This is a genomic window from Phycisphaeraceae bacterium (assembly GCA_019636795.1).
Classification (GTDB): Bacteria; Planctomycetota; Phycisphaerae; order Phycisphaerales; family UBA1924; genus JAHBWW01.
Window position 1 is genome coordinate 1 of record JAHBWW010000004.1, and the last position, 24,364, is coordinate 24,364.

19 protein-coding genes are annotated in these 24,364 nt (G+C 64.8%); 12 read left to right on the forward strand and 7 right to left on the reverse strand.

The window, feature by feature from the left end; translation table 11 throughout:
- Positions 1-588: tetratricopeptide repeat protein (locus KF757_09075; protein MBX3323126.1), on the forward strand; the 588-nt coding region annotated here is incomplete at its 5' end.
- A gap of 376 nt (positions 589-964) precedes the next feature.
- Here KF757_09075 and KF757_09080 read toward each other — a convergent pair.
- Complete coding sequence (locus KF757_09080) at positions 965-1,339, reverse strand: winged helix-turn-helix transcriptional regulator (GenBank protein ID MBX3323127.1); 375 nt, start codon at positions 1,337-1,339, stop codon at positions 965-967.
- 814 nt (positions 1,340-2,153) lie between these two features.
- On the opposite strand from KF757_09080, the gene KF757_09085 reads away from it, so the two are divergent.
- The 10 genes from KF757_09085 (at position 2,154) to KF757_09130 (ending at position 17,108) form a co-directional block, all read left to right on the forward strand.
- Positions 2,154-3,389: a TolC family protein gene (locus tag KF757_09085; protein MBX3323128.1), complete on the forward strand. Its 1,236-nt coding sequence runs from the start codon at positions 2,154-2,156 to the stop codon at positions 3,387-3,389.
- Positions 3,386-4,921: an efflux RND transporter periplasmic adaptor subunit gene (locus KF757_09090; GenBank protein ID MBX3323129.1), complete on the forward strand. Its 1,536-nt coding sequence runs from the start codon at positions 3,386-3,388 to the stop codon at positions 4,919-4,921. Before KF757_09085 ends, KF757_09090 begins: the two co-directional genes overlap by 4 nt.
- 12 nt (positions 4,922-4,933) lie before the next feature.
- A complete protein-coding gene (locus tag KF757_09095) occupies positions 4,934-8,047 on the forward strand; it encodes an efflux RND transporter permease subunit (protein ID MBX3323130.1) in 3,114 nt (1,037 codons plus the stop codon).
- Entirely contained in the window at positions 8,044-8,646 is a 603-nt protein-coding gene (locus KF757_09100; protein MBX3323131.1) for a cation transporter, read from the forward strand. Before KF757_09095 ends, KF757_09100 begins: the two co-directional genes overlap by 4 nt.
- 288 nt (positions 8,647-8,934) lie before the next feature.
- Positions 8,935-9,360 (forward strand): hypothetical protein, encoded by a 426-nt coding sequence (locus KF757_09105; protein MBX3323132.1) that lies wholly within the window; start codon positions 8,935-8,937, stop codon positions 9,358-9,360.
- 85 nt (positions 9,361-9,445) lie between these two features.
- Positions 9,446-10,930: a TolC family protein gene (locus tag KF757_09110; GenBank protein ID MBX3323133.1), complete on the forward strand. Its 1,485-nt coding sequence runs from the start codon at positions 9,446-9,448 to the stop codon at positions 10,928-10,930.
- Positions 10,927-12,402 (forward strand): efflux RND transporter periplasmic adaptor subunit, encoded by a 1,476-nt coding sequence (locus tag KF757_09115; GenBank protein ID MBX3323134.1) that lies wholly within the window; start codon positions 10,927-10,929, stop codon positions 12,400-12,402. Before KF757_09110 ends, KF757_09115 begins: the two co-directional genes overlap by 4 nt.
- A gap of 3 nt (positions 12,403-12,405) precedes the next feature.
- Positions 12,406-15,642 (forward strand): efflux RND transporter permease subunit, encoded by a 3,237-nt coding sequence (locus tag KF757_09120; GenBank protein MBX3323135.1) that lies wholly within the window; start codon positions 12,406-12,408, stop codon positions 15,640-15,642.
- A 2-nt stretch (positions 15,643-15,644) separates the two neighbouring features.
- Positions 15,645-16,163 carry a hypothetical protein gene (locus tag KF757_09125; GenBank protein ID MBX3323136.1) on the forward strand — a complete coding sequence of 173 codons (519 nt, stop codon included), beginning with the start codon at positions 15,645-15,647 and terminating at the stop codon, positions 16,161-16,163.
- 9 nt (positions 16,164-16,172) lie between these two features.
- Positions 16,173-17,108, forward strand: coding sequence for a cation transporter (locus KF757_09130; protein MBX3323137.1), 936 nt, complete (start codon positions 16,173-16,175; stop codon positions 17,106-17,108).
- A 94-nt stretch (positions 17,109-17,202) separates the two neighbouring features.
- Here the strand turns inward: KF757_09130 and KF757_09135 are convergent, their stop codons facing one another.
- Genes KF757_09135 through KF757_09160 form a run of 6 tightly spaced genes read right to left on the reverse strand, consistent with a single transcriptional unit; the run spans position 17,203 to position 23,867 of the window.
- The gene (locus KF757_09135; GenBank protein ID MBX3323138.1) at positions 17,203-18,543 is read right to left on the reverse strand and encodes a hypothetical protein; all 1,341 of its coding nucleotides are present in this window, start codon (positions 18,541-18,543) and stop codon (positions 17,203-17,205) included.
- A complete protein-coding gene (locus KF757_09140) occupies positions 18,540-19,451 on the reverse strand; it encodes a hypothetical protein (protein ID MBX3323139.1) in 912 nt (303 codons plus the stop codon). The genes KF757_09135 and KF757_09140 overlap by 4 nt, the downstream gene beginning before the upstream one ends.
- The gene (locus KF757_09145) at positions 19,451-20,011 is read right to left on the reverse strand and encodes a methyltransferase domain-containing protein (GenBank protein ID MBX3323140.1); all 561 of its coding nucleotides are present in this window, start codon (positions 20,009-20,011) and stop codon (positions 19,451-19,453) included. The genes KF757_09140 and KF757_09145 overlap by 1 nt, the downstream gene beginning before the upstream one ends.
- Positions 20,008-21,036: a hypothetical protein gene (locus KF757_09150; GenBank protein MBX3323141.1), complete on the reverse strand. Its 1,029-nt coding sequence runs from the start codon at positions 21,034-21,036 to the stop codon at positions 20,008-20,010. The genes KF757_09145 and KF757_09150 overlap by 4 nt, the downstream gene beginning before the upstream one ends.
- A gap of 3 nt (positions 21,037-21,039) precedes the next feature.
- The gene (locus tag KF757_09155) at positions 21,040-21,849 is read right to left on the reverse strand and encodes a hypothetical protein (GenBank protein ID MBX3323142.1); all 810 of its coding nucleotides are present in this window, start codon (positions 21,847-21,849) and stop codon (positions 21,040-21,042) included.
- Positions 21,850-21,878: 29 nt separating this feature from the next.
- Positions 21,879-23,867 (reverse strand): hypothetical protein, encoded by a 1,989-nt coding sequence (locus KF757_09160; GenBank protein ID MBX3323143.1) that lies wholly within the window; start codon positions 23,865-23,867, stop codon positions 21,879-21,881.
- Positions 23,868-23,896: 29 nt separating this feature from the next.
- Here KF757_09160 and KF757_09165 point away from each other — a divergent pair, with 29 nt between their 5' ends.
- On the forward strand, positions 23,897-24,364 hold the full coding sequence (locus KF757_09165) for a hypothetical protein (GenBank protein MBX3323144.1): 468 nt from the start codon (positions 23,897-23,899) through the stop codon (positions 24,362-24,364).

The window sequence follows — 24,364 nt, forward strand, 5'->3', positions numbered from 1 at the left end:
TTCCGCGAGGCGGTGGAGAAATCCCGCCGCGTGCTGGGTGAGGAGCATCCGAACACGCTCATCTTCATCCACAATATGGGCGCTCTTCTCCGGGCCCAGGGCAAACTCGATCAGGCCGAGCCGTTATTCCGCGAGGCCATGGAGAATTCCCGCCGCATGCTGGGCGAGGAGCACCCGAACACGCTCACCTTCATAAGCAACATGGGTTTGCTGCTCCGCCAGCAAGGCAGGCACCAAGATGCCATCGACATGCTTGTTCCCGCCGAGCCCGCGGTCCGCAAGCAGTTCACCGGTGGCAACGCGCCGCGCCTTGGCCTGCTCCTGACCACCCTTGGCCGCGCCCGCGTTGGGTTTGGCTACGACGCGGAACGCTTCGCCCTCGCCGAGGCGAATCTCCTCGAGGCGAACGCGATCTATGTTGATGCCAAGGACCGCGGCCCGGCGCACAAGGACACGCTCGAATGCGTGCAGGCCCTCGTCGATCTCTACACAGCGTGGGACGAAGCCCAGCCCGATGCCGGGCATGACAAGAAAGCCGCCGAGTGGAGCGCCATGCTCGAACAGATCCAACCAGCCGAATCCGAATGACAAGTTTCCCCGCAGTAACCCGCCAAGACGGTCCCCTGTCTCCGAGTCCTCGCCCCCAAGCCGACATCGCTGGCCCGATGGGCGGTCAACAGAAACTTTACCGCGGGAGGTATCTCTCGTCGGCCCGGTCCAAAAACCACAAAGCCGGCTGCTTTCGCAACCGGCTAGGGAATAGTGCTGGCTGGACTTTGGTCGCGACGCGATTTTCTCTTGACTTGGTTGCACAACTACCCGGGAGTAATCGGCAGTTTCATGAGCCATTCGAGAGCCCATACCCCCACGCTGTTCGCATTTTACTTGGGGATCTCTTTTGTCAAGTCCAGCCCCCTTGTCATCCGGAAGCCTGGGGTCGGAGAAGCTCTTAAGACGGAAGTGCTCATCGGATGTCCCGTTGATCGGCGGATGTAAAACCTGCTTCGACGTACTCATCCACATGGCACCAAGCGCGTTCCAGCAGCACGGGAACGCATGGATCGATCACGCAGTAGATTGCCTGAAGCCCATTGCGACGCTTGCCAACTACGCCGATCTCAGCAAGTCGTTGCAACTGGTTCGACACCGCCTGAACCGACATCCCGCTTTCATCCGCGAGATCTCCCACGCTGAGTTCGTCCACCCGGATTAGGGCGTGAAGCAGACGGAGTCGGGTTGGATGGGCCAAGCTCTTAAAGAGGATGCCGACCCGCTCGGCTTCGAGAGCCCCAATGAGCGGGCGCGCGGCCAGAGGCAGTTTTGGGCGGCAAGACTCCATGTGAGACCCTTTCGGATTTGTGAAAAGCGATGAACCGCGCTTGACTATTACACGACATGGTGTAATAGTCAAGATGTCGCTGGCCTGATTGACCCGCATCCCCGCATCCATGAAACACCGCCAAGCCATCTCGATCCTGCTCACCCTCTTGTTGGCCGTGGGAGCTGGCCTCGGCCCGCGGTTTCTCTGCATTTGTGCTGATGGGACCGCAACCACCCAGTTTGGCGACCAATTCTGCTGCGACGGGCCGGGTGAGGACCCGTGCCCGGTTCCCTCAGAGCACAGCGAAGAATCGAGTCACCGCATTGCCTGCCCCGACGGCGGATGCCAGTCCACCGAGGTGGAATCCGAGTTGATCGTCGCCGTTGACCGCTTCGAGAAAGACGCGGTAGAAGACTGGTCTCTCGGTGGGCCTGATGATCTGCCCTTCCCTTGGTTCGAGTTCCTCACTGACAGATCGGCAAAAACGTCCTCCGCCGTCCGACCTCCGGTGCTATCGGGAGTCGGATTCTCTGCTTGCCATCTTCGCAGCGTAATTCTGCTCGTTTAGGACGACCTGGGATTCTGCGCAGTACGTGTACTGCGTTCGTATTTCCCAAAGGCTCGGTGTGCGCCGGGCAATGTCTCTATCCGAGTAGAACACATGAGATTTACTGAAACAAAGCTGTTTTGCTGCCTGGGCGTCGTCACTCTGTTGGGCGGTTGCGCGCCGTCACCATTCGACTTCGACCCCCCCGCCGCAAGGCCTCTCTTGCGCGATATGCCTCGTTACGAAGCACCGGAGGATCCTGATCGAGTCGGACCAGGATCAGATGTGGTCACCATCGGTGAGCAGTTGACCCTTCGCCAGGCTCTCGCGGCTGCGCTCGTACGCAACCCGCGACTTCGATCGCTTGCCTGGGAGCCGAGGATTGCGGAAGCGCGTCGTCTGCAAGCCGGGCTCTCCCCCAATCCAAGCGTCGGAATCGAGGTCGAAGACTTCGCGGGCTCTGGAAGCTTGAGTGGCTTTGATTCTGTCGAGACCACCATAGCCTTTAGCCAGCTTCTTGAGCTTGGCGGGAAGCGAGACCGCCGCGTGCGGGTCGCCGAGGGGCAGTGGACTGTTTCTGCTCTCGACTACGAAGCACAGCGGCTGGCCGTGCTCACCGACACCGCGTCCCGCTTCGTGCGGGTACTGGAGCTCCAGCAGCGTGTTGAGTTCGCCGTTCGCGCGCAAGTACTCGCAGAGGAGTACCGGCGCGTCATCGATCGGAGGGTGCAGGCCGGAGATGTTTCACCCATCGACGAGATCAAGGCCCGGCTCGAAAGCGAATCCACCCGCATCGCCGCAGATCGACTCAGCCGGGAACTTGAGGCCGCGAGGCGTGAACTCAGTGCGATGTGGGATGCAACCGACCCCGGCTTTGACACGGCCATCGGATCGCTGGATGACCTCATGCCTGTGCCGTTGCTCGATGCTCTGACGGATCTCGTTGAGCACCATCCGGAAGTTCAGCGTTGGATCGCAGAGACCGAGCGACGATCATCGGTGGTCGCTCTCGAACGGGCTCTAGCCGTCTCCGACGTGACGGCTAGTGCTGGCATTCGGTATGCCGAAGAGAGCGAAGATGTCGGTCTCGTCGTGGCCGTGTCCGTGCCATTGGCGATCTTCGATCGCAATCAGGGAGGAGTACTGGCCGCCCGGCTCCGAGCAGCACAAGCGATCGACGAGGGGCGGGCTTCCCGACGCGATTTGGCCACCCGACTTGTTCGGGCACACGCCCGATTGACCGCCGCGTATCACGAGGCCCAGGCGATTGATGCCGCCCTACTCCCCGCGGCGAAGGACGCATACGACGCGACGCGTCGGGCCTACGACGAAGGCAAGCTCCCGTACCTCGATGTCCTCGATGCGCAGCGCACCCTTTTCGATACTGAAACCCAAAGGCTCGAAGCTCTCGCCGAATACCACGCCGCGAAGGTGCAGGTTGAGGGGCTCATCTCAGAGCCGCTGGACACCCATTCGCTCCACGAACATTCTGATCACCCCAATCAAGGAGACACACCGTGAGACCATCACGCGGCGTCATTTCACTCGTTTGCATGTTCACAACGACGCTCCTGCTTGGCGGGTGCGATGGCGAACAGGAAGCATCATCGTCATCCAACGGATCACGCGCATCTGATGTGACACAGGTCGCTCACTCGCACGAGAACGGCGAGACTTGCTTCGTGTGCGACGCCACGAAGCGCGACGCCGGCCGCTTGTGGTGCAGCGAGCATGCTCGCTATGAAGACCGGTGCTGGATCTGCCAACCACAGTTGGAAGACGCGGACCGGGCGTATTGCGAGGAGCACTTCCTTTACGAAGACGAATGCCACCTGTGCAATCCCGCTCTGCTGGGGGACGCCTCGGCGACGCCCTCCCGCGATGGTGCCCCCTCTCTCTTCTGTCATGAGCACGGGGTCGATGAGATCGAATGCGGAATCTGCCAGCCTCAGCTCGCTGGGACGCTTGAGGCTGGCGAGTCGCTGCTCGTCCGCATGCCCTCCGCGAGATCGGCAGAGCTTGCCGGGCTGACGCTTGAGCGACCGACTCGAGGCGCTGCTTCAGCAACGATCAGCTTGTTGGGCGAGGTCCGCTACAACGGGAACAGATTGGCCAAGCTCACACCGTTGGCCCCCGGTGTAATCACTGATATCCGTGTCGATGTTGGCGACCAGGTTGAAGAAGGGCAAATTCTCGCGGTCATCAACTCCGTGGCGGTGGCACAAGCGAAGTCCGCGTACCTGTCCAAGATCGCAGAGGTCGAAGCGAGAACCACCGTGTTCGAGCGTGAGCAGAAGCTCGTCAACGAGAACATTGCTGCACGCCGGGACTTCCAGGATGCCCAGGCAGCGCTCAAGCTCGCTGAGCTGGAAGTGCGTCGCACGCATCAGCAGCTCATCAATCTCGGCTTCACTGAATCGGAAGTCGCGGATATCGCGGCGGAGCAGTCGTCATCCTCGGACCTTTACGTCAGGGCACCCTTCGCTGGCAGCGTCGTCGAGCGGACCGCGGTTCTTGGCGAGGCAGCGGATTCAGAGGGCTCACTCTTCGAGATCGCTGATTTGTCGACGATGTGGATCGAGCTCGCGGTCCCGGAAGAGCAGGCGTTTCAGATCGAGCGCGGCGGAGAGATCATCGCGAGCGTCCGGGCTCTACCCGAGTTAGAGATCCCTGGGCAGATCACATGGATCAGCCCGCGTATCGATGAACGTACCCGGATGGTACGGGCCCGCGCGACGGTTCAAAATGATCGTGGCATCCTTCGCCACGGCATGTTCACCGAAGTCTCCGCGATGATCGGTGGCACCTCGAACTCGCTGCTTGTCCCTGGCGAAGCGGTGCATGAGATCGATGGCTCGCCTTTCGTTTTTGTGCGGCAGGAACCGGATCTGTTCGCGGTTCGGCGTGTTGATGTCGGGCCGCGCACGGTTTCCGGCACGATCGCCATTCTGGCGGGCCTCACAGAGACTGAGTCCGTCGTGACCGGCGGCAGCTTCACCATGAAGACCGAGTTCCTCAAGTCTCGCCTCGGTGCGGGATGTGTCGACGACTGATCCGGAGCCACCATGCTGACCCGTCTTATCGAGATGTCGCTCAGGAACAGAGTGCTTGTCATTCTGCTGTTCGCGATCGCGTGCGCCGCCGGTGTGTACCGGATGATCCAGCTTCCGATCGACGCGTTTCCAGATACCACGCCGATCCAGGTGCAGATCAACACGGTGGCCCCCGCGCTCAGCCCGGAAGAAATCGAGCAACAGATCACCCTTCCTGTCGAACTCTCGATCGGCGGGCTGCCCGGGCTCCAGAACGTGCGGTCCGTCTCAAAGTTCGGCTTCTCACAGGTCGTGGCGACCTTCGATGATGACATCCGCATTATCGACGCGCGGCAGTACATTACCGAACGGCTCTCGGCAGTCGAACTGCCAGATGGTGTCGGAAGGCCGGAGCTCGGCCCGATCGCGACCGGTCTCGGTGAGGTCTTTCACTACGTCATCCGGTCGGAGACCGGCGAACACTCTATCGAAGAACTCCGGACCATCCATGATTGGGTGATCAAGCCCGAGCTTCGCAAGGTGCCGGGTGTGGCCGAGGTCAATTCATGGGGTGGCTTGGAGCGGCAGTATCACGTCGTCGTCAAACCTGAAGCACTGATCAAGTTTGGCTTCACGCTTGAGGATGTGCTGGATGCGCTGCGCCGCAACAACGCCAACGTCGGCGGCGGGCAGATCGTGACCTCCGGTGAAGCGAGGGTGGTGCGGGGACTGGCGCGTGTTGCGACGATCGGTGAGATCGAGAACATCGTGGTTGCTTCCAGCGACGGCACGCCGGTGCGGATTCAAGATGTCGCGGAGGTTGAAATCGGTAGCGAGATCCGCCGCGGCGCGGTTTCGGCGTACGGCAAGGGCGAGGTCGTCCTCGGCCTGGCCTTCATGCTGATGGGTGAGAACAGTCGTGTGGTGACCGAGGAACTCCGCGAACGCCTTGAATCCCTCGCGCCGTCGCTGCCGCCCGATGTCGTCTTGGATGTGGTGTACGACCGGACCCTGCTGGTCGAGCAGGTCATCAAGACGGTCGAGCACAACCTCGTGATCGGTGCCGTGCTGGTGATCGTCGTGTTGCTCATCATCTTGGGTAACATCCGAGCCGGTTTGCTCGTCGCGGTCGCCATCCCGATTTCAATGCTGTTCGCCGTGCAGGGCATGTACGAGTTCGCGATCGCAGCAAGCTTGCTCAGCCTCGGCGCGATCGACTTCGGCATCCTTGTCGATGGCTCGGTGGTCATGACGGAAGCCAATCTCCGCTCGCTGAAGGAACGCCAGAGAGAGCTTGGCCGGAAACTCTCGCCTTCCGAGCGGCTCGAATCGATCGCGAAATCCAGTGCGCGCGTGGTACGACCGATCGTGTTCGGGATGGGCATCATCACGCTCGTCTTTGCCCCCGTGCTGACGCTTGAAGGCATCGAGGGGAAGATGTTCCGGCCAATGGCGTGGACGTTCATATTCGCGCTCCTGGGAGCCCTGCTGGTCGCGGTGTTCCTGTCCCCGGTCTTGTCGTACTACTTCCTTCCGCGTCGCGCGAAACCCAAGGACGCCATTCTGCTACGTGGATTGGCCGGGGCATACGGCTGGGCCGTCGGCGGAGCGATTCGACTCCGGTGGGTCGTGATGCTGCTGGCCGTGGCTCTGCTAGGCGTCGCGGGCTACCGGAGCACGCAGATGGGCGGCGAGTTCATCCCGCGCCTGAGCGAGGGCTCGATGGTCCTGAACACCATCCGCCTCGCTGGCGTCTCGATCGATGAGTCCGTGCGGTATAACACACGGATCGAGGAGGTCCTACTCGATGAGTTCCCAGATGAAATAGAGCACATCTGGAGCCGGATCGGGACCGCCGAGGTGGCGACCGATCCGATGGGGATCGAGCTGACGGATATCTTTTTGACGCTCAAGCCGCGTGCAGAGTGGGCGAGAGCGGACACGCAGGCTGGGCTCGTGATCGAAATGGAGAAGATCATCTCGCAGTTCCCCGGCGTCAATATGGTGTTCACGCAGCCGATCGAGATGCGCATGAACGAGATGGTCTCGGGCATCCGATCAGACATCGGGATCAAGATCTTTGGCGACGACTTCGACGAGCTGCTTCGGATCGCTGACGACGTGCAGCGCGTGCTGCTGGACATTCCAGGTGCGTCAGACATCTCGGTCGATCAGATCACGGGGCAACCGTCGCTGACTGTCTCCGTCGACCAGTCCCGCGTTGCCCGCTACGGCGTCGCGGCCAGCGAGGTGCTGGATTTCGTTGAGGCGATCGGTGGGATCCGCGTCGGCGAGGTGTTTGAGGGCCAGCGTGTCTTTCCGCTTGTCGTCAGACTTCCGCAGACATTTAGAGAGGATGTCGCAGCCGTGTCTTCGGTTCGTATCCCGACCGAGGGGGGTGTCGCGGTTCCGCTCTCGTCCCTGGCCTCGGTCGATCTCTCGGAAGGATCGGCCACGATCAACCGCGAGTGGAGCAGAAGACTCATCCGTGTGCAGTCGAACGTCAGCGGAAGAGACCCCGCATCGTTTGTCAGTGAAGCAAGGGCAGCCATTGATGAACGGGTCACATTGCCCGAGGGCTATGTGCTTGAGTGGGGTGGGCAGTTTGAGAACTTGGAACGCGCCAGGACTCGCCTGATCATCGTCGTGCCCGCGGTCTTGCTTATGGTGTTTTTTCTGCTGTACTTCAGCCTGAAAAACCTACGGGATGTCGTCATCATCTACACCTGCATCCCGTTTGCGGCCGTCGGTGCCATCTTCGCGTTGTGGTGGCGCGACATCCCTTTCAGCGTCAGCGCCGCCGTCGGGTTTATCGCTCTCACGGGCATCGCCGTGCTCAACGGGCAGATCCTCATCACCGCGATCCGCGACACACTCAACACCGGCCAGCAGAGCAAGGACGCGATCATTGCGGCCTCGAAGACCCGCCTCCAGCCGGTGCTCGCGACGGCGATCACTGATATCGCTGGGTTCGTCCCGATGGCGATTGCAACGGGGGTGGGGAGCGAGATCCAGCGACCGCTGGCGACGGTGGTAATCGGCGGCATGGTCACGTCGACGCTACTCACCTTGTTTGTGCTTCCGGTCATCGCATCCGTCTTCATGAAAGAAAGTGCGCAGGTTGCTGACTCGGAGCGTGATCAGTGAGCGGCTGCGACTGTGGAAAGGATGCCGTTGGTCTGGAGCAGCGAACGCTCATAGCGCTACTCACGATCAACGGCGTGATGTTCGTTGCCGAGGTGATGGTTGGATGGATCGCGGAGTCCACCGCGCTGCTGGCCGACTCGCTTGACATGCTGGCAGATGCCACGGTGTACGGCATCGCGTTGTACGCGGCGAGCCGGTCCGGCGGCGCACAGCGGACTGCAGCGCGAGTGAGCGGCGTCCTTCAAATCGCGCTGGGTCTTGGAGTTTTGGTCGAGGTAATCCGCCGGGCGGTGTTCGGCAGCGAGCCGACGAGTCATCTGATGATTGGAGCTGGGACTGTCGCGCTTGTTGCGAATCTGATCTGTCTCCGGCTTATCGCAAAGCATCGCGAGGGCGGTGCGCATATGCGAGCGTCTTGGATCTTCTCGAAGAACGATGTCATCGCGAACACTGGCGTGATCGTAGCGGGGCTTCTCGTGATGGCATTGGGTAGCCGCGTTCCTGATCTCTTGGTCGGTTCGATTGTCGCCGCGGTTGTGATTCGTGGGGGCGTTCAAATCTGGGCGGACTCAAGCAGAGACGCAGGGGTCCGGAACTGATTTCTGCTGTAGGTACATCCTCTCACGGTTTCAGGTAGGTGTCCCCCCTCACCCCCGGGTGCCCGACGGGCATGGCTGGCCTTGGTGGTGAGACTCGGGCACCGGATGGCGGGTCCTGCGAACGGGCTCCCCGAGGCCCCGGCAATCCCTTGAACGGTCCAACCGCACTGAACCTCGGTAACCCCCAATAATCTTGGCAGTGTCAGGGATGTCCCGGCAATCGATCCGTCTCGGTCAGGTCTCCGGATCTCAAGCAACGCTCGGCAAGAGCCGAGGTATACTAAACGCGTGAAGTATCGCCCGCTCGCCATCCTGCTCACCGCGATCATCGCCTTTAACGCCCTCGCTGGCGGTGTTGGCGGCGTGGCTGTACTGTGCTTCGGAGGCGGCCATCAACACGCACCCGCAGAGTTCGATCACTGCGAATCCTCGTGCAGCCACGATGCGTCATGGCCACTCCCCGTGCCCGCGGGAGAGCATGAGCACGACTGCGGTTGTACCGATGTCGAGATCACGACCGCGGAACTCCTGACACTGCCCCGGAGTGACACTGGGAGCGATGTGCCGCCCGCGATCGTCATGTCTCCCTCGTGGGGCGTCATCCTTGCGGAGACCGGCCTTGGTCGCCGCGGCCCGCCGATGCCGCCGCCTTGGTTTGACCCCGGCGGGGTCCACAGGCTCGCGATCGTGGCGAGCGTTCGTCTGACCATCTGATTTCTGTCTGTTCCTTCGCGCGTGCCGCGGCGGCGTTGTCCGTTGCGGCTGTCATCGCTTTGGACCCAGACAGGAATCACAAACAATGGACAATCTGAAACGCCCGCGTCGAACGCGGGTCATGCTGCCGGGCCTCGGCTCGACATTCGCCCTGATCGCGCTGGCGGGCTGCCAGTCCTACGAGCGGGTACCGCTGGAGTTGGCCGACCATCGGGCCGCGCTCGACGCACGGCTCGCTGCCACTGAACCCATCTCGGATTTCGTTGAGCGGCTCTCCGAGGCCGGCAACCAGGTGCCAGAGCGGTTCGACCCGAACGACGGGCTCTCACCCGCCGAGGGCGAAGTGCTCGCCCTGTTCTATAACCCCGACCTCCGGCTCGCTCGCCTCGATGCCGGTGTCGCACTCGCGACCTTCGAGACGGCGGGGCTGTGGGAGGACCCGCAGTTCGGTTTCGACGGGGCGGAAATCCTCTCGCCGTCGGGGCCGTTCGAATACGGGCTCACGCTGAGCCTGACGATCCCGATTTCGGGTCGGCTCGGCGTCGAGAAGGATCGGGCCGGAGCGGCGTACGAGGCCGAGCTCCGCCGGATCGTGGACGCCGAGTGGAGCACGCGGGCCGCGGTTCGCTCGGCCTGGGCGTCCTGGTCCGCGGAATCCGAGCGGCTCCGCCTGCTGCGAGAGGTGATCGGTCAGGTCGAGCGGATATCCGCCATAACCGACCGGCTGGAGACGGCGGGAGAACTCACGCGGGTCGAGGCTCGGCTCCTGCGGGCCGAGTTGGTCGAGACCCGTGCGGATGTCGCCGAGGCGGTGTTCGCAGAAGCCCGGGCCCGTGTCGAACTTCTCGGTTTGATGGGGCTTCCGCCGGACGCCCCGGTGGAGTTGCTGCCGGCGCTTCCGCCCGCGTCGATCGCCGAGATCGCCGATGCGATCGAGCGACTCATCGAGGCGAACACCACCCTCGCGGTGCGGCGGGCCGAGTATCAGGTCGCCGAGGAGACACTCCGCCTGGAAGTCCGCAAGCAGTATCCGGACATCACCATCGGCACGGGCTATGGGAGCGAGGACAACGACGACCGACTCTTGCTTGGCGTGTCGATTCCGATACCGATTCTCAACGCCAACCGGGCGGGCATCGCGGAAGCAAAGGCTCGCCGCGAGGTGGCTCGGGCCGCGGCGGAGACCACCTTCGAGCGCCTGACTCGCGAGCTCTCGATGGCCCGTGCCGCGTACGACGCCTCGCGAACGCAGCGAGATGCGTTCGAGCGTGACCTTGTGCCGATGCTCGACGAGCAGGCATCCGAAGTTGAGCAACTGATCGACCTTGGCGAGGTCAACACGCTGCTCTTGCTCGAAACCGTCACGCGACGGTTCGAGGCCAAGAGCCGTCTGCTCGATCTTCGTCTGGCCGAGACCGACGCGGCGATTGAGATCACTCGCCTGCTCGGCCCGGACGAGCCGGAAATGCCGGCTGCTGTCGAGCCCGCGACCGACGATGACACCACATCCTTAACCACACCACACACCGCGGCGCGAGGCGACACGCCCGCCGAGGAGGCATCCCGATGAACATCATGGAACGGGCGATCGCGATCGCCCTCGCGGCAGTTCTGCCGCTGACACTGGCCGCCTGCGATGGCGGATCTCCGAAGACATCCGGCGAGGCCGAGCACGGCGAGGCGGATGGGCACGACCACTCGTCAGAGGCCGAGGCCGAGGCAACCGGGTCCGACCGTGTCGCGATCCCGGCCGCGGTGCGGTCGAACCTCGGCATCAGCTTCGTCAAGGTCGAGCGCCGGCGGGTTGAGCAGACCCTCCGCGTGCCGGGTCGGTTCGAGTATCTGCCCACGGCGCGACGCGAGTACCGGACCGCCGTCCCCGGTCGTGTTGAGCTCCTCGTCGAGCAGTTCGACCGGGTCGAAGCGGGCCAACCGCTCTATCGGCTCGATTCGCCGTCATGGCGGGAGATGCAGCAGCAACTGGCCGACGCCGAGGCCCAGATCGAGCGTCTGGATGCACGGCTAGAGACCTTCGAGCCGCTTCTCGCGGCGCACCAGCAGCACGAGGACAGCCTCCACGAGAGTGTCGCCGTCTGGAACGAGCGGGTCGAGCAGTTGCAGTCGGTCCGCGAGGCGGGCGGGGGCCGCGTCGATGAGTTCGCCCAGGCCCGTGCGTCGCTCGCGAGCACCCGAGCCGACCTCGCCAACGTGATGGAAAAGAAGGCGGAACTCGGAGCGGACCGGCAGCAGACCGTTGCTGATCTCCGTGCGGCCCGGTCACGCCTGGACTATCTGCTCGATGCCGCCTCATCGGTCGTTTCTCGTTCGAGGGACGAACTCGCCCGGACCGTGGAGACGCCTCATGGGACCGAGCCCGTTTGGGCCACGATCGCCGCGATCGAGGTCACTGCGTCCGAAGCCGGCGTCGTGGAGATGCTGGGCCTGACCAACGGCTCGTGGGCGGATGAGAAGACACCCGTCGTCACCGTCGTGCAGCCCGACCGGCTCCGCTTCCGGGCGTCCGGGCTCCAAAGCGATCTGGGCGTGCTGCGGGACGGGCTCACGGCCCGGATCGTCCCGCCGACGCCGACCGCCGCGGGACGCGCTGTGCCTCTGACCGAGACGATGGACGGCACGATCACACTCGGACTTGCCGGCGATCCAAACGACCGCACGCTCGAACTGTTCGTCGTACCCGATGAACTCAAGCCCTGGGCCCGACCGGGCGTCTCGGCTCAGCTCGAGATCGTGACCGACTCGACGGCTTCGCCCGAACTCGCCATCCCGCTCGCCGCGGTGCAGCGTGATGGGCTCTCGCCCGTCATCTTCCGTCGCAACCCGAGCAACCCGAACGAGGCGATCCGCATGGAGGCCGACCTCGGTCTCGACGATGGGCGTTGGGTCGCCCTGCTCAGCGGTCTTCGTGACGGCGACGAGGTCGTCCTCGACGGTGCTTTTCAGCTGATGCTCGCCACCAGCGGTTCGATCCAGAAGGGTGGCCACTTCCACTCCGATGGCACGTTCCACGAAGGGGAGGATTGAGCCATGTTGAAAGCCGTTATCCGCTTCTCGCTCCGCTATTCCACGCTCGTGCTCATCGCGGCGGTCATGATCGTCGGCTACGCCGGTTATCGCCTGCCGAGGATGAGCGTCGATGTGTTCCCCGAACTCAACGCCCCGACCGTGACCATCATGGCCGAGGCAGGCGGGCTCGCCGCCGACGAGGTCGAGCAGTACGTCACCTTTCCCATCGAGACCGCCGTCAACGGCATGTCCGGCGTGCGGCGGGTCCGCAGTGCCAGCGCGATCGGCCTAGGCATCGTCTGGGTGGACCTTGAATGGGGCTCGGATCTGTTCGATGCCCGGCAGCTCGTGGCCGAACGGCTCGTGACCGCTCGCGAGAACCTTCCCGATGAGGTTGAACCCTTCATCACCCCGATCACCTCCATCGCGGGCGAGATCATGCTGATCTCCCTGTCGTCACCCGACGGTTCCGTCAGCCCGATGCAGCTCCGCTCATACGGCGAGTTCGACCTGCGGACCAAGATTCTCGCGGTGCCCGGCGTCGCCCAGGTCGTCGCGATCGGCGGCGAGCTGCCCGAGTACCAGGTCAATGTCGATCAGGAGCGGCTGAGGCTCTACGACCTGACCATCACGGACGTGGTCGAGGCCGCGGGCGGCGCGCACAGCACCGCGAGCGGTGGCTATCTGGTGAATGTGGATAACTTCGAGATCCCGATCCGCCAGCAGAGCCGGGTGACGCGACCGGAAGACATCGCGAACACGGTCATCAAGTACCACGAAGGCGTCCCCGTGACGATCGGTCAGGTTGCCGAGGTCATCCTCGGGCCGGCGATCAAGCGGGGTACTGCTTCTGAGGGGGGGGAGCCCGCCGTCGTGCTGTCCATCCAGAAGTCACCGGGCACCAACACGCTTGCCCTGACCGACAGTCTTGATGCGCTGTTCGATCAGATCGAGCCGACGCTTCCCGGAGGTGTCCTGCTCAACCGAGATGTTGTCCGCCAGTCGCACTTCATTGACCGAGCGGTCCACAACGTCACCAAGGTGCTTGGCGAGGCGGTCATCATCGTGCTCGTCGTCCTTGTCCTGTTCCTGATGAATCTGCGGACAACGCTCATCACGCTCACCGCGATCCCGATCTCACTGGCCGTTGGGCTCCTGATGATGGACGCGATGAACCTCGGTCTCAACGTCATGACGCTCGGCGGCCTCACGGTCGCGATCGGCGTGCTTGTCGATGACGCGATCATCGATGTGGAGAATGTCTTCCGACGCCTAAAACAGAACCGGGCCATGCCCGAGGCCGACAAGCGTCCCTTTACGGAGGTCATTTTCGACGCCAGCAACGAGATCCGACCGGCGATGGTCTTCGCCACGGTCATCATCGTCATGGTGTTCGTGCCGCTTCTCTTCCTGCAAGGGCTCGAAGGCCGCTTCTTCCAGCCCTTGGCACTCACCTACATGATCTCGATCCTCGCTTCACTGGTCGTCGCGCTGACGGTCGTGCCCGCGATGTGCCGGTTCCTGCTCAAGGGCAAACTCGGCGGCAAGCACGAGGACCGGGACGGATTCCTGGTCCGCCTTCTGAAGCGGGCGTACGAGCCGTCACTCCGGGCGGCCATTCGGTACCGGGCGTGGGTGCTCGGCACCGCCGGTGCCGTAACCGCCGCCGCACTCTTGCTGGCGAGCACGTTCGGAAGCTCGTTCCTCCCGTCGTTCAACGAGGGCACGTTCACGGTCTTCCTGCTCGCTCCTCCCGGCACCTCGATCGTCGAGAGCGATCGGCTCGCGACGGAGGTCGAGAAGCAACTCGTCCAGATCGAGGGGGTCCGGTCTGTCTCCCGGCGCACCGGCCGGGCCGAGCGTGATGAGCACGCCGAGCCGGTCAGCAACTCCGAGATCGAGGTCACCGTTGATGCGGGGAGCGACCGATTCGAGGTGCGCGAGCAGATCGATCGCATCCTCGGGGCGGTCCCTGGCATCACGACGATGGTCGGCCAGCCCATCGAGCACCGCCTCAGCCATGTGCTTTCCGGTACGCCCGCGGCGATCGCCATCAATGTCTTCGGTGAGGACCTGACCGAGCTTCGCGATGTCGCCAAGGCGATCGAGGCCGAACTCCAGGGCCTGCCGGGCGCTCGCGATGTCAACGCAAACCGCGAGGTCCTGATCACCACGCTTCCCATCCGATACCGACACGCCGAGCTCGCGGCGGTCGGTCTCAGCCCCGCCGACGCCGCGGAGCAGGTCCGCGAAGCTCTCTACGGCGAGGTCGTGGATACGGTGAACCAAGGAGTGCGGCAGTACGACCTCGTCGTGCGGCTCGCACCCGAGGAACGCGAGTCCATCCGGCAGGTCCGCGACCTGCTGCTCAGGGGCCGGGGAGGGGCCACCGTTCGATTGAGCGATGTCGCCGACATCGGCCCCGAGCGATCGAGCAACCTCATCACCCGCGAGAACGCACAGCGCAAGGCGGTGGTGTCGCTCAATGTGGCCGAAGGGTCCAACTTGGGCGACTTGGTGGCCCAGGTGCAGGAGCGTGTCGATCCGATTGTCCAGCGGGCCGGCATGACCGTGTCCTACGGCGGGCAGTTCGAAGCGCAGCAGTCGGCCTCCCGGACCATTCTCGTGGCGGGCGTTGCGGTGGTGCTCATCATGCTCATGCTGCTCCAGATCTCGACGGGATCAATGCGGGCCGCTGTGCTTGTGATGCTCAACATGCCCCTCGCGCTCATCGGCGGCATTGCGGCGATCTATATCACCGAGGGGGGTGGGCTGGTCCACAACACCTTGGCGTTGATCGGCATCGGTGGCCCGTACATCCCGCCCGTGGTGTCCATCGCCAGCCTTGTCGGCTTCATCACCCTCTTCGGGATCGCGGTTCGTAACGGCATCCTGCTCATCAATCACTACAACCACCTCATGGAAGCCGAGGGTGTCCCCCTCGGCGAGGCCATCGTCCAAGGGTCCATGGAGCGGCTCGTGCCGATCCTGATGACCGCGATCTCGGCGGTGCTCGGGCTCGTGCCGCTGGCGCTGGCCGCGGGTGAACCGGGCAGCGAACTGCTCGCGCCCCTCGCCATCGTCACCCTCGGAGGACTGCTGACCTCCACGTTCCTGAATCTCATTGTCGTCCCGGCGGGATACTCGCTTGTCTTCGGCCACAAGCCCGAGCGTCGTCCTGCTGGCCATCCATCCGTGCTTTCCCGGCTCGTCGGTGTGTTCCGCCGACCCAAAGCCATCACCTCAAAGGAGTCCTGAACATGAACGATCTCATCAAGATGCTCGCCGTTGCCGGTACGGCTATCGCACTGTCGGTCTCGCTGCCCGGCTGCGGGGAGTCCTCAGAATCAAAGTCCGCGGGAACGCACTCCGCGGACGACGGTCATGATCACGCTGGTGATGGCGACGACCATGAGGGGCACGACCATGCCGAGGGTGAGCACGGCGAGCACGACGATCATGACCACGGCGAGATGCGGTCGCTTGGCAGCGTGACGATCGCCGGAACGACGCTGGCGGTCTCGGTATCCAGCGACATCAAGCCTTCTTCCGAAGTGCATCTCGATCTCGAAGTCGAGTCCGGGCCGATCCCCGCTGCCGTGCGTTTCTGGATCGGCGATGAGGCCGGGACGGGCGCGCTGAAATCGAAGGCTGACGCTCACGACGATCACTTTCACGGCCAGACCGAAGCGCTCGCTACCATGGCCGGTGCGAGCCTGTGGATCGAGATCGAGACCGCCAGAGGCGAGCGGCAGGCCGCGGCCGTATCCCTCGAATAGGCATCCTCTATGAGCGGCCATGACCATCATCACGGCTCCGATCTCGGAACCCGCCGGCTCGCCTGGGCCGTCGCCATCAACCTCCTGTTGACGGCGGCCCAGGTGATCGGTGGCGTGCTGTCTGGCAGCCTATCTCTGGTCGCCGACGCGTTGCACAACTTCAGTGATGCCGCCGGATTGTTGCTCGCGTTGGTCGCTCGGCGGATCTCCAAGCGGCCCGCGGACGAGCAGCGTACCTTCGGCTACGGGCGAGCCGAAGTGGTCGGCGGACTGATCAACCTCACATCCATCATGGTCATCGCGGGTTATCTGCTCATCGAGGCCGTCACCCGCACATTCGACCGGCCAGAGGTCGATGGATGGATGGTGGTGATCGTGGCCGGTTTCGCCTTGGTCGTTGATGCGGCTACCGCGTTGCTCACATACTCGATGTCCAAGGGCAGTGTGAACATCAAGGCCGCGTTCCTGCACAACATCGCCGACGCGCTGGCCTCGGTGGCGGTCATCATCACCGGCACCTTGATCATCCTGTTTGACTGGTACTGGACCGACATCGTCGCGACCATTGGAATCTCGGTCTACATCGTGTGGGTGTCGTGGTCGCCGATGAAGCGTTGCATCCGGATTCTGATGCAAAGCACACCAGAGCATCTGTCGATCAATTTGATCGCGGAGTCGCTCAGCCTAATCGAGGGGGTAGATGCCGTTACCCATCTGCATGTCTGGCCGATCGACGAGCGGACCACTTCTTTGGAGGTATCGGTTGGTGTCGCAGAAAATGCAACCATTCAAGATATCGAGCGGATTCGCCGCGATGCCATCGATCTGTTGACCAAGCGTTACGGCATCCACCACGTCACGTTCGAAGCTAGGCTGCTCGTACAGGTGGCCGATCGTGGGCTGATCCAGGATCACAGTCCACCGAGTACTGATCGAAATCAATGATCCACATAAGTCGATCATCGAAGCCCGATTCATCCCATGCAGTCTGATGACTGCGTGAGTATCGGCCGCGCACTCGATCCCATTGCCCGTGCTTCTACTTCTTCGCTGAGTTGGTGATCTGACTTGCCTCGGTCAGAGCGCCGCTCTGACTGCTCGCGGTTGCGGAGAAGCCCGGGCCGCTGCTGGAGGCGGAGGCGCTGGCCGAGCCACTGGACGAGCCCGACGACGAGAAGGACGAGGACCCGCTCGACTTCCCAGATGAGGCCGAGCCACTGCTGGAGCCCGATCCGGAGCCGGATGCGGACGCCGAGATGCCGCTGCCCGAGCCAGAGGAGGCGGCGGTGGCGGGCAGGTCGTTGTGGACCCAGACACCCTCAGCAAGCAGGGTGTTGGTGCCCGGGATGTGGATGGCCACGGTCCTCGTGGGCGCTTCCACCCGATCGACCCGTTCGACCGGCTCCTCATTGAACTGTTCGTCGACAAGGCGGTCGCCCGGCTGGACGAACTCGGCGGATGCGAAGCCCCACTCATCGCCTCGGCGGATGAGGATCGGGTGCTCGGGCGTGGCCTTGATGCGGCGGTTGATGACCACGAAGCCCTGGTGCTCGCCCAGGGTCACGCTGGCGACGCGGGCCTCCGTGCGTTCGGCACCGTGCAGGCCGTGGTGCGAGAGCCAGTTGTACTGGGCGCGGTAGGGCACATCGACCTCGAGGCTGGGGACGCGGACGGAGGCGACCAGATCGCCGGGCTTGAGGTTCTCGATGGGCGTCACGCGGCCGTCGGCCAGACGGACGAGGGTGCCGAAGAGCAGGCAGTTGCCGCTCGACCCGCCCCCGGAGGAGCCACCACCACCCGACGACCCACCGCCCCCGGACGAACCGCCTCCGCCACTGGAGCCACCGCCGCCAGAGGATCCGCCTCCGCCCGACGACCCGCCGCCTCCGGACGAGCCGCCACCGCCGGAGGAACCCCCGCCGCCCGAAGATCCGCCCCCGCTGGAGCCGCCGCCGCTCGACCCACCACCAGATGAGCCACCCGAGGAGCCCCCGGACGAACCGCCCGACGACTGCCCGCTGCTCAAGCCGGAACTGCCGCCCGACGAACTCGCGCTGCCGCTCGACTCGGTCGGTTGGCTGGAAGCGGTCTCGGTCGGCGTGCCGCTGCCCGACGGCGTGGTGCCGCTGTTGCTAGTGAACGCATCCGTCGTGTAGGTCGTCAGCGTGGGCGTACCGCCTGGCCCGGTGGTGTAGATCACGTCGCCGGTCGTCGAGTAACTCGACGGCTCGCTCGACGGCATCGACGGCGATGACGACGGCGTCTCGCTGGGCGCGGAGCCAGAGCCCGACGAGTACTGGCTCGACCCGCCGCCCTGGGGCGGCGTGCCCGTCGCCCAGACGGGGATGTAGAGGTAGTAGCGCGTCGGGCCGTCGCTCATCGGGCGGCCTCCTTCGCGGGTGTCTTCTCGGGCGAGGGATTCGGCTCGTACCAGCCCTGCGAACTGACGCGCTTCGCGCATTCGGCGCTCGCAGCCGCCACCGCGTCCTCGTAGGTCATCGTCTCGAACGCCCGCAACTCGCTGCCCGGCGAGCAGTTGACCACGCGGAACTTGTGCTGGTCGAAGTGTGGCCGCAGGGCCTCGAAGCGCCGGGCCAGCGAGTCGTAGAGCACGTTGTTGTGTCGGATGGCGTCCTTGGAACGGTGCTCGTCGAAGGCGTAGCGCCGGTCCGGGGCCATCTTGAAGTCGCAGCCGAGCAGGTACACCGTCCCGAACCCCAGGTAGTGCAGCAGGCGCAGGGCCACCAGCATCACGCTCCGTTTGCCGACGATCCCGAGCGAATCAGCAGTCTTGCCGTCGTTGCCCCAGGGGATCGAGTCACCGGTCAGGAACCGCTCGTGGTCGAAGTGGTCGGCCCGGCGAAAGAACAGCAGCGAGGGCATCTGATGGACCTTGAAGGCGCTGTCGCGCATGGTCCCGTCCGGGTTCTGGATGCGCAGCCGCTTGGACCACATGCACGTCGGAACGATCTTGAGGATGCCCGGATCCTTCCAGCCGGTGTCGATGAACCGGCCCGGGTCGTCCACGCAGGTCCACAGCGTCGGCCGGTGGATTGTCCACGAGTTGTTCACGCCCATGGTGACGATGCCGCGCCGATTGAGCAGCGAGAGATCGACCTGGTTGAGCGACGGGCCAGAGAGGATCAGGAACGCCGAGCGGCCGCGGTAGAACCGCGCGAGCGACACCGAGTCGAAGTCGGCGGTATACAAGCGCAGCCCGTCCCGGGCGGGCCGGCGTGATTTGAGCCCGTGTTGGAGCGCCGCGATGTCCGACTGGTTCTCGCGCATCAGCGGGTGAACCTCCCGATGATGTAGCGACTGCCCGCCCGGCGATCGGTCACCGCGCCCACGCGCCCGATGCGGTCGAGCCACCAGTTCATGGGCCGCACGGTCGGGTGCAGGTTCTCGCCCAGGGCGGTGATGCGGCTGGGACGCGTGCACACCGAGACGCAGAACCACCCGCGCGGCCGGGCGACGCGGCGCATCTCGGCCAGCACTGGGTTCACGTCCTCGGGCAACAGGTGCTCGAGCGCGTCGAAGCAGGTGACCACGTCGGCCACGCCTTCCACGAGCCCAGTCGCGTGCATGGGCTTGACGACATCAGCGTCGTCGAACGCGAAGTCCACGCCCAGCCCGTCGATGCCCAGCCGGCGCAGGTGCCGGATGAAGTCGTTGCGGCCGCAGCCGAAGTCGACGACGAAGCGAGGCTTCCACGCACGCACGATCGGGACCGCCTGGCGGCCGTGATTCGTCGAGCCGTACGCCGAGCCCGGCCGCGCGGCCAGATCGAGGTACTTGGCCCGCTCGTGGTCACGGCGCGTGTCGAGGTTGTTCGCGGTCGTGCTCATGCCCCGCCCTCCACGAAGAGGTTGAACTTGCGGTCGCCGTCGGCGGGATCGGCCAGTTCCATCAGCGTCATCGCTTCGAAGACCCAGACGGGCCGCCCCTTGCTGTTGCGCTCGCAGGTGAGCTGCACGCACACGCCCTCGGGGATGGGGACGAGCTTGGGCCGAAGCGACCGCGCGGGAGGACACTTGGGCAGCACGCCGGGCAGGTCGCACACGGGGCCAAGTCCCAGCAGTCCTTCGAAGCCCGAGCCCGGCTGGGTCGTGTTCATGTGGTGCGCTTCGAAGCGGTTGATCGCCAGTAGCGTGGGGTCTTCACCGCCACTGGGCAACTGCGACGACAGGCCGTCGGGCAGCGCCACGTAGCGGAGGTAGGTCTCGCTGCCGGGGTCGCCGTCGAGGCGGGCCTCCTGCCAAGGGTAGCGCCAGCGGTTGTGCTCGCTGGGGATCGGCTGGGCCGTGCCGAGGATCGCGGTCACGCGTCCCGACGACGGCCGGCCCATCTCGATCACTGCCCACTTCTCGCCGACGCCCACTTCCTTCCACAGGATCGGGACGCCGCCCATGGGCGTGCTGGTGAGCACGGTCTCGTCGGGCGCGAGGTCGCAGGTGGTGTCGAGCTCGTTGTTGACGAACACCCGCGCGGGTGTCACGCCGGTGAGCACGCACCGCCCAAGTTCGCCCGCCTTGATCGGCTGGGTTGCCAGCACGAACGCCATCGGGCTCGAGCCCTCGGTCGCGACCACGCCGGTCAGCGGCGTGCGGCTATGGAACGTCCGCTCCTGATCGTTCTCACCCGGCTCGACCAGCACGCCCGAGATCGCGAGCACGTCGTACGGCTCGATCGTCTGGTCCGAGTCGTTGCGCACGAGTACCAGTCCGCGCGGCATGGTGTCGGCCAGAGGCCCGCCGCCCCGGGTCTGTTCGCGCCGGCGCTCGGCCACGGCCGCATCGACGAAGGCGTTGTACGCCCGAGCGGGGATCACCAGCGGTTGACCGGATCGGACTTTGCGGAAGGCGTCAGCCATGCATCAGATCCCCAGCGCCGAGAAGTTGCCCTGGTCGTACACCCGCTCGACGTACGCCGCGACCGGGCGCTTCACGATCGCCTGCGAGCCCGCATCCTCCGCGTCGGCGTAGCGGACCCAGAGGTACTCCCAGCCCTTCTTGCTGATCCCGCTGATCGACCCGACCGCGATCCCCGAGGCGTTGGGACTCGCCGCGAAGCGGAAGGTGATCTCCCAGTCGGAGTCCACGCCTGTGCCGCGACGCGAGCCGGACGCGCCCAGGAACAGCACCTCGCCGGGCGCAAAGCCCTTCCACGAGCCGTTGTTGACCTTGCCGGTGAGGTTGAACAGCGTGCCTTTGTACGCCTGCGTGACCTGACTGGCCGGCAGGTAGTGCGTCTCGGAGAACTGGTAGACCGGGACGGTGATGTCCACGCCCTCGACGCCGTCACCCGTCACGCCGATCGCGCCCTTGAAGTCGGGCGCGGTCGTCCCCGATGCCGCGTGGCTGCTGATCGTCTGCTTGCTCTGGGTGATGTGCTGGGTGCCGCCGCCGGTGTCGAAGCTGAAGACGCTCTCGCCGGTCTGCGGGAACCCGCCGCCCTGGGCCTGCGCGTACCGGGCCGTCGCTTCCCACAGCTCGAAGCCCACCGGCTCGACCGACACCGTCTGCCGGGGCAGGCCGTCGTAGGTGGACGGGCTCTCGGCCTCGGCGGCGGACCGGGCCGCGAGGTCGTCGTTGGTGCCGCGCACGGTGTAGACGAGCCCCGCCGAAGGGTTGTCTCCCTTCGTGGACCGGCGGCTCTCGAACTTCTCCGTCACAGTGATCGGCACGGGGTGTTGCTCCTACGCGAAGGTCCTGTTCATGCGAAAGTCAGGCCGCCACTCATGGCGGCGTCGGCGAGTTGGCGGGTGTGCTTGGCGGTCTGCTCGGTAGCCTTGGCCGTCCGCTCGGCGACGGCGTCGTCGGAGGCCAGCCCCTGCACGGCGCTGGCGTTGAAGGTGCCGCGCACCGAGATACCCTCGGCCACGAGGTCGCCGATGCCGCGCAGGCGGTCTTCGAACTCGGCCAGCAGGTTGCGCGGGCGGCTGTCGGGCTCGGCCTCGGCTTCCTCGCGACGCTTGCGGGCCTCTTCGATGGCGTCGTCGAGGCGCTTGCGGGCGGCTTCGAGCTCGCGCTGCGCATCGGTGACCCGCTCATCGGTCTGGGCATCGAGCGCCTTCTGGGCCTCCTCGTACTGCTTGCCGATCTCCGACAGCGTGGTGTCGTTGAGCTCGCTGGATCGGTCGCGCTCGGACGATCGCCGGGCCTCGCGATCGGCCAGGGCCGCGCGGGTGCGGTCGTCGATCTCGCCCAGCCGCTGCTCGAGCTGCTCGTCCACAGCCTTCTTGGCCGCTTCGACGTCCAGCCCATCGTCGAACAGCCCCTGGATCTCCAGCATCCGCTTGGCGACGAACGACGAGGCCGACTCCCATGCCTTCTGGAACCCGCCCGTGAAGCGTGACCATGTCTTGGAGAGAAACGCCGTCGTCTCGATCCAGCCGACCTCGAGCGCGTGCAGCACGATCTGAGCGGCTGCGAGCGCGCCGTACCACATCGATTGGGCGGTCGAGACGAAGAACCGACGCGCCTCGAGCCACGCGGAGTTCAACGCCGCCACACCCTTCTGCCAGATGACCTTCAGCGACAGCCAGAGGATCTCGGCCGCGAGCGCGATGTCGCCGGCGGCGAGAGCGTCGGAGATGCCGCGGGTGACCTTGGACACCCAGTCGCGCAGGCGCGTGAACTGCTCCATGAGCCAAGCGAGCGCCTCGCCGCCCTTGCCTGAGGTGACCAGCAGCGTGCCGCCGAGCCCGACGACCGCCGCCACCACCAGCCCGATGGGCGAGAGCAGCGCGCCCAGGGCCGCGCCGACGATGCCCAGCGCTGTGCCGACGCCGGTGATGATGCTCGCAAGCAGGCCGAAGATCGCCGCGACACCCGCCACCAGCACGCCCAGCCCGATCAGGACCAGGCCCGCCAACGCCACCGCGGCGGCGATCTTGAGCGCCGAGACGACCACGGCCCGGTTCTGGCGGATCCAGTCCGATGCGCCGACGATGACCCGGGTGATGCGCTCGGCCAGGTCCTTGAGCACCGGCGCGAGCGCCGAGCCGATGACGAACACGCCCTGCTTGATGACCCGCCAGAGGATGTTGAGCGTGTCGTTGAGCTCCGCGGCGTCCTTGGCGGTCTGTGTCGAGACGGTCAGTCCCAGCCGACGGGCCTGCTCCTGAAGTTCCTCGATACCCGCGACCCCGCCCTCCATGAGCGGCAGGAGTTGCGAGCCCGCACGGCCGAAGATCTGCATCGCGATCGCGGCGCGTCGGCTGGGATCTTCAATCTGGCTGAGCCGCTCGGCGATGAGCTTGAACTGGGCCTCAGGGGAGAGCCCGTCGAGGTCGGCCATCGTCAGCCCAAGCGCCGCGAACGCGTCAGTCTGTGTGGAAAGCCCGCGTCCAAGGTCGTTGATCGACCGCTGCATGGACCGCACGCCCTTCTCGAAGGTCGCCAGGTCTGCACCCGACTGCTCGGCCGCGAAGCCGAGCTCGCTGAGCGATTCGACGCTCACGCCGGTGCGCTTGCTCATCTTGTCGAGCGTGTCGCCCATGGCCGTGAACACCTTGACCGTGCTCAGCAGCGAGGCGACCGCGCCAGCCCCGATCGCCGTCAGCCTGGTGCCGACGCTGCGGAGCCCGTCCCCAAACGCTTTGAGCTGTTTCTGGGCGCGCCGCAGCCCGGCCGACAGCTTGTCGCTGACGCCCAGCTCGACGAAGGCACGTCCAGCTCGGATGCCTCGGGTGTCGGCCATCAGATCCGACTCCCCCGTACACTGGCCGCATGGATGCGACCTTCAAGCAGCACATCGATGCGCTGCCCGATCTCATGGAGCAGTTGCTGTCGGCGACGCCCGCACGAGTTGCGCAAGTCACTGCGAGCATGCCCGCGTGCGGGGTGTACCTGCTCTCGGAGGGACCAACGCATCTCTACGTCGGTCGATCGAACCGACTTCGATCGCGGATGCGAGATCACGGGAACGCCTCGTCGGCGCACACCAAGTCCGCCTTCGCGTTCCGCCTGGCTCGTGAGGCGACCGGACGAGTGAAGGCCTCCTACAAACCGGAAGGATCTCGGAAGCAACTGATGCAGGACCCGGTATTTTCTGCTGCCTTCGTCGCAGCGAAGGAACGCATTTCGCAGATGGATGTGCGGTGTATCGAGGTTGCCGATCCCGTCCGGCAGGCGCTTCTTGAGATGTACGCAGCCTTGGCCTTGAAGACGCCGTACAACGCGTTCGAGAATCATTGA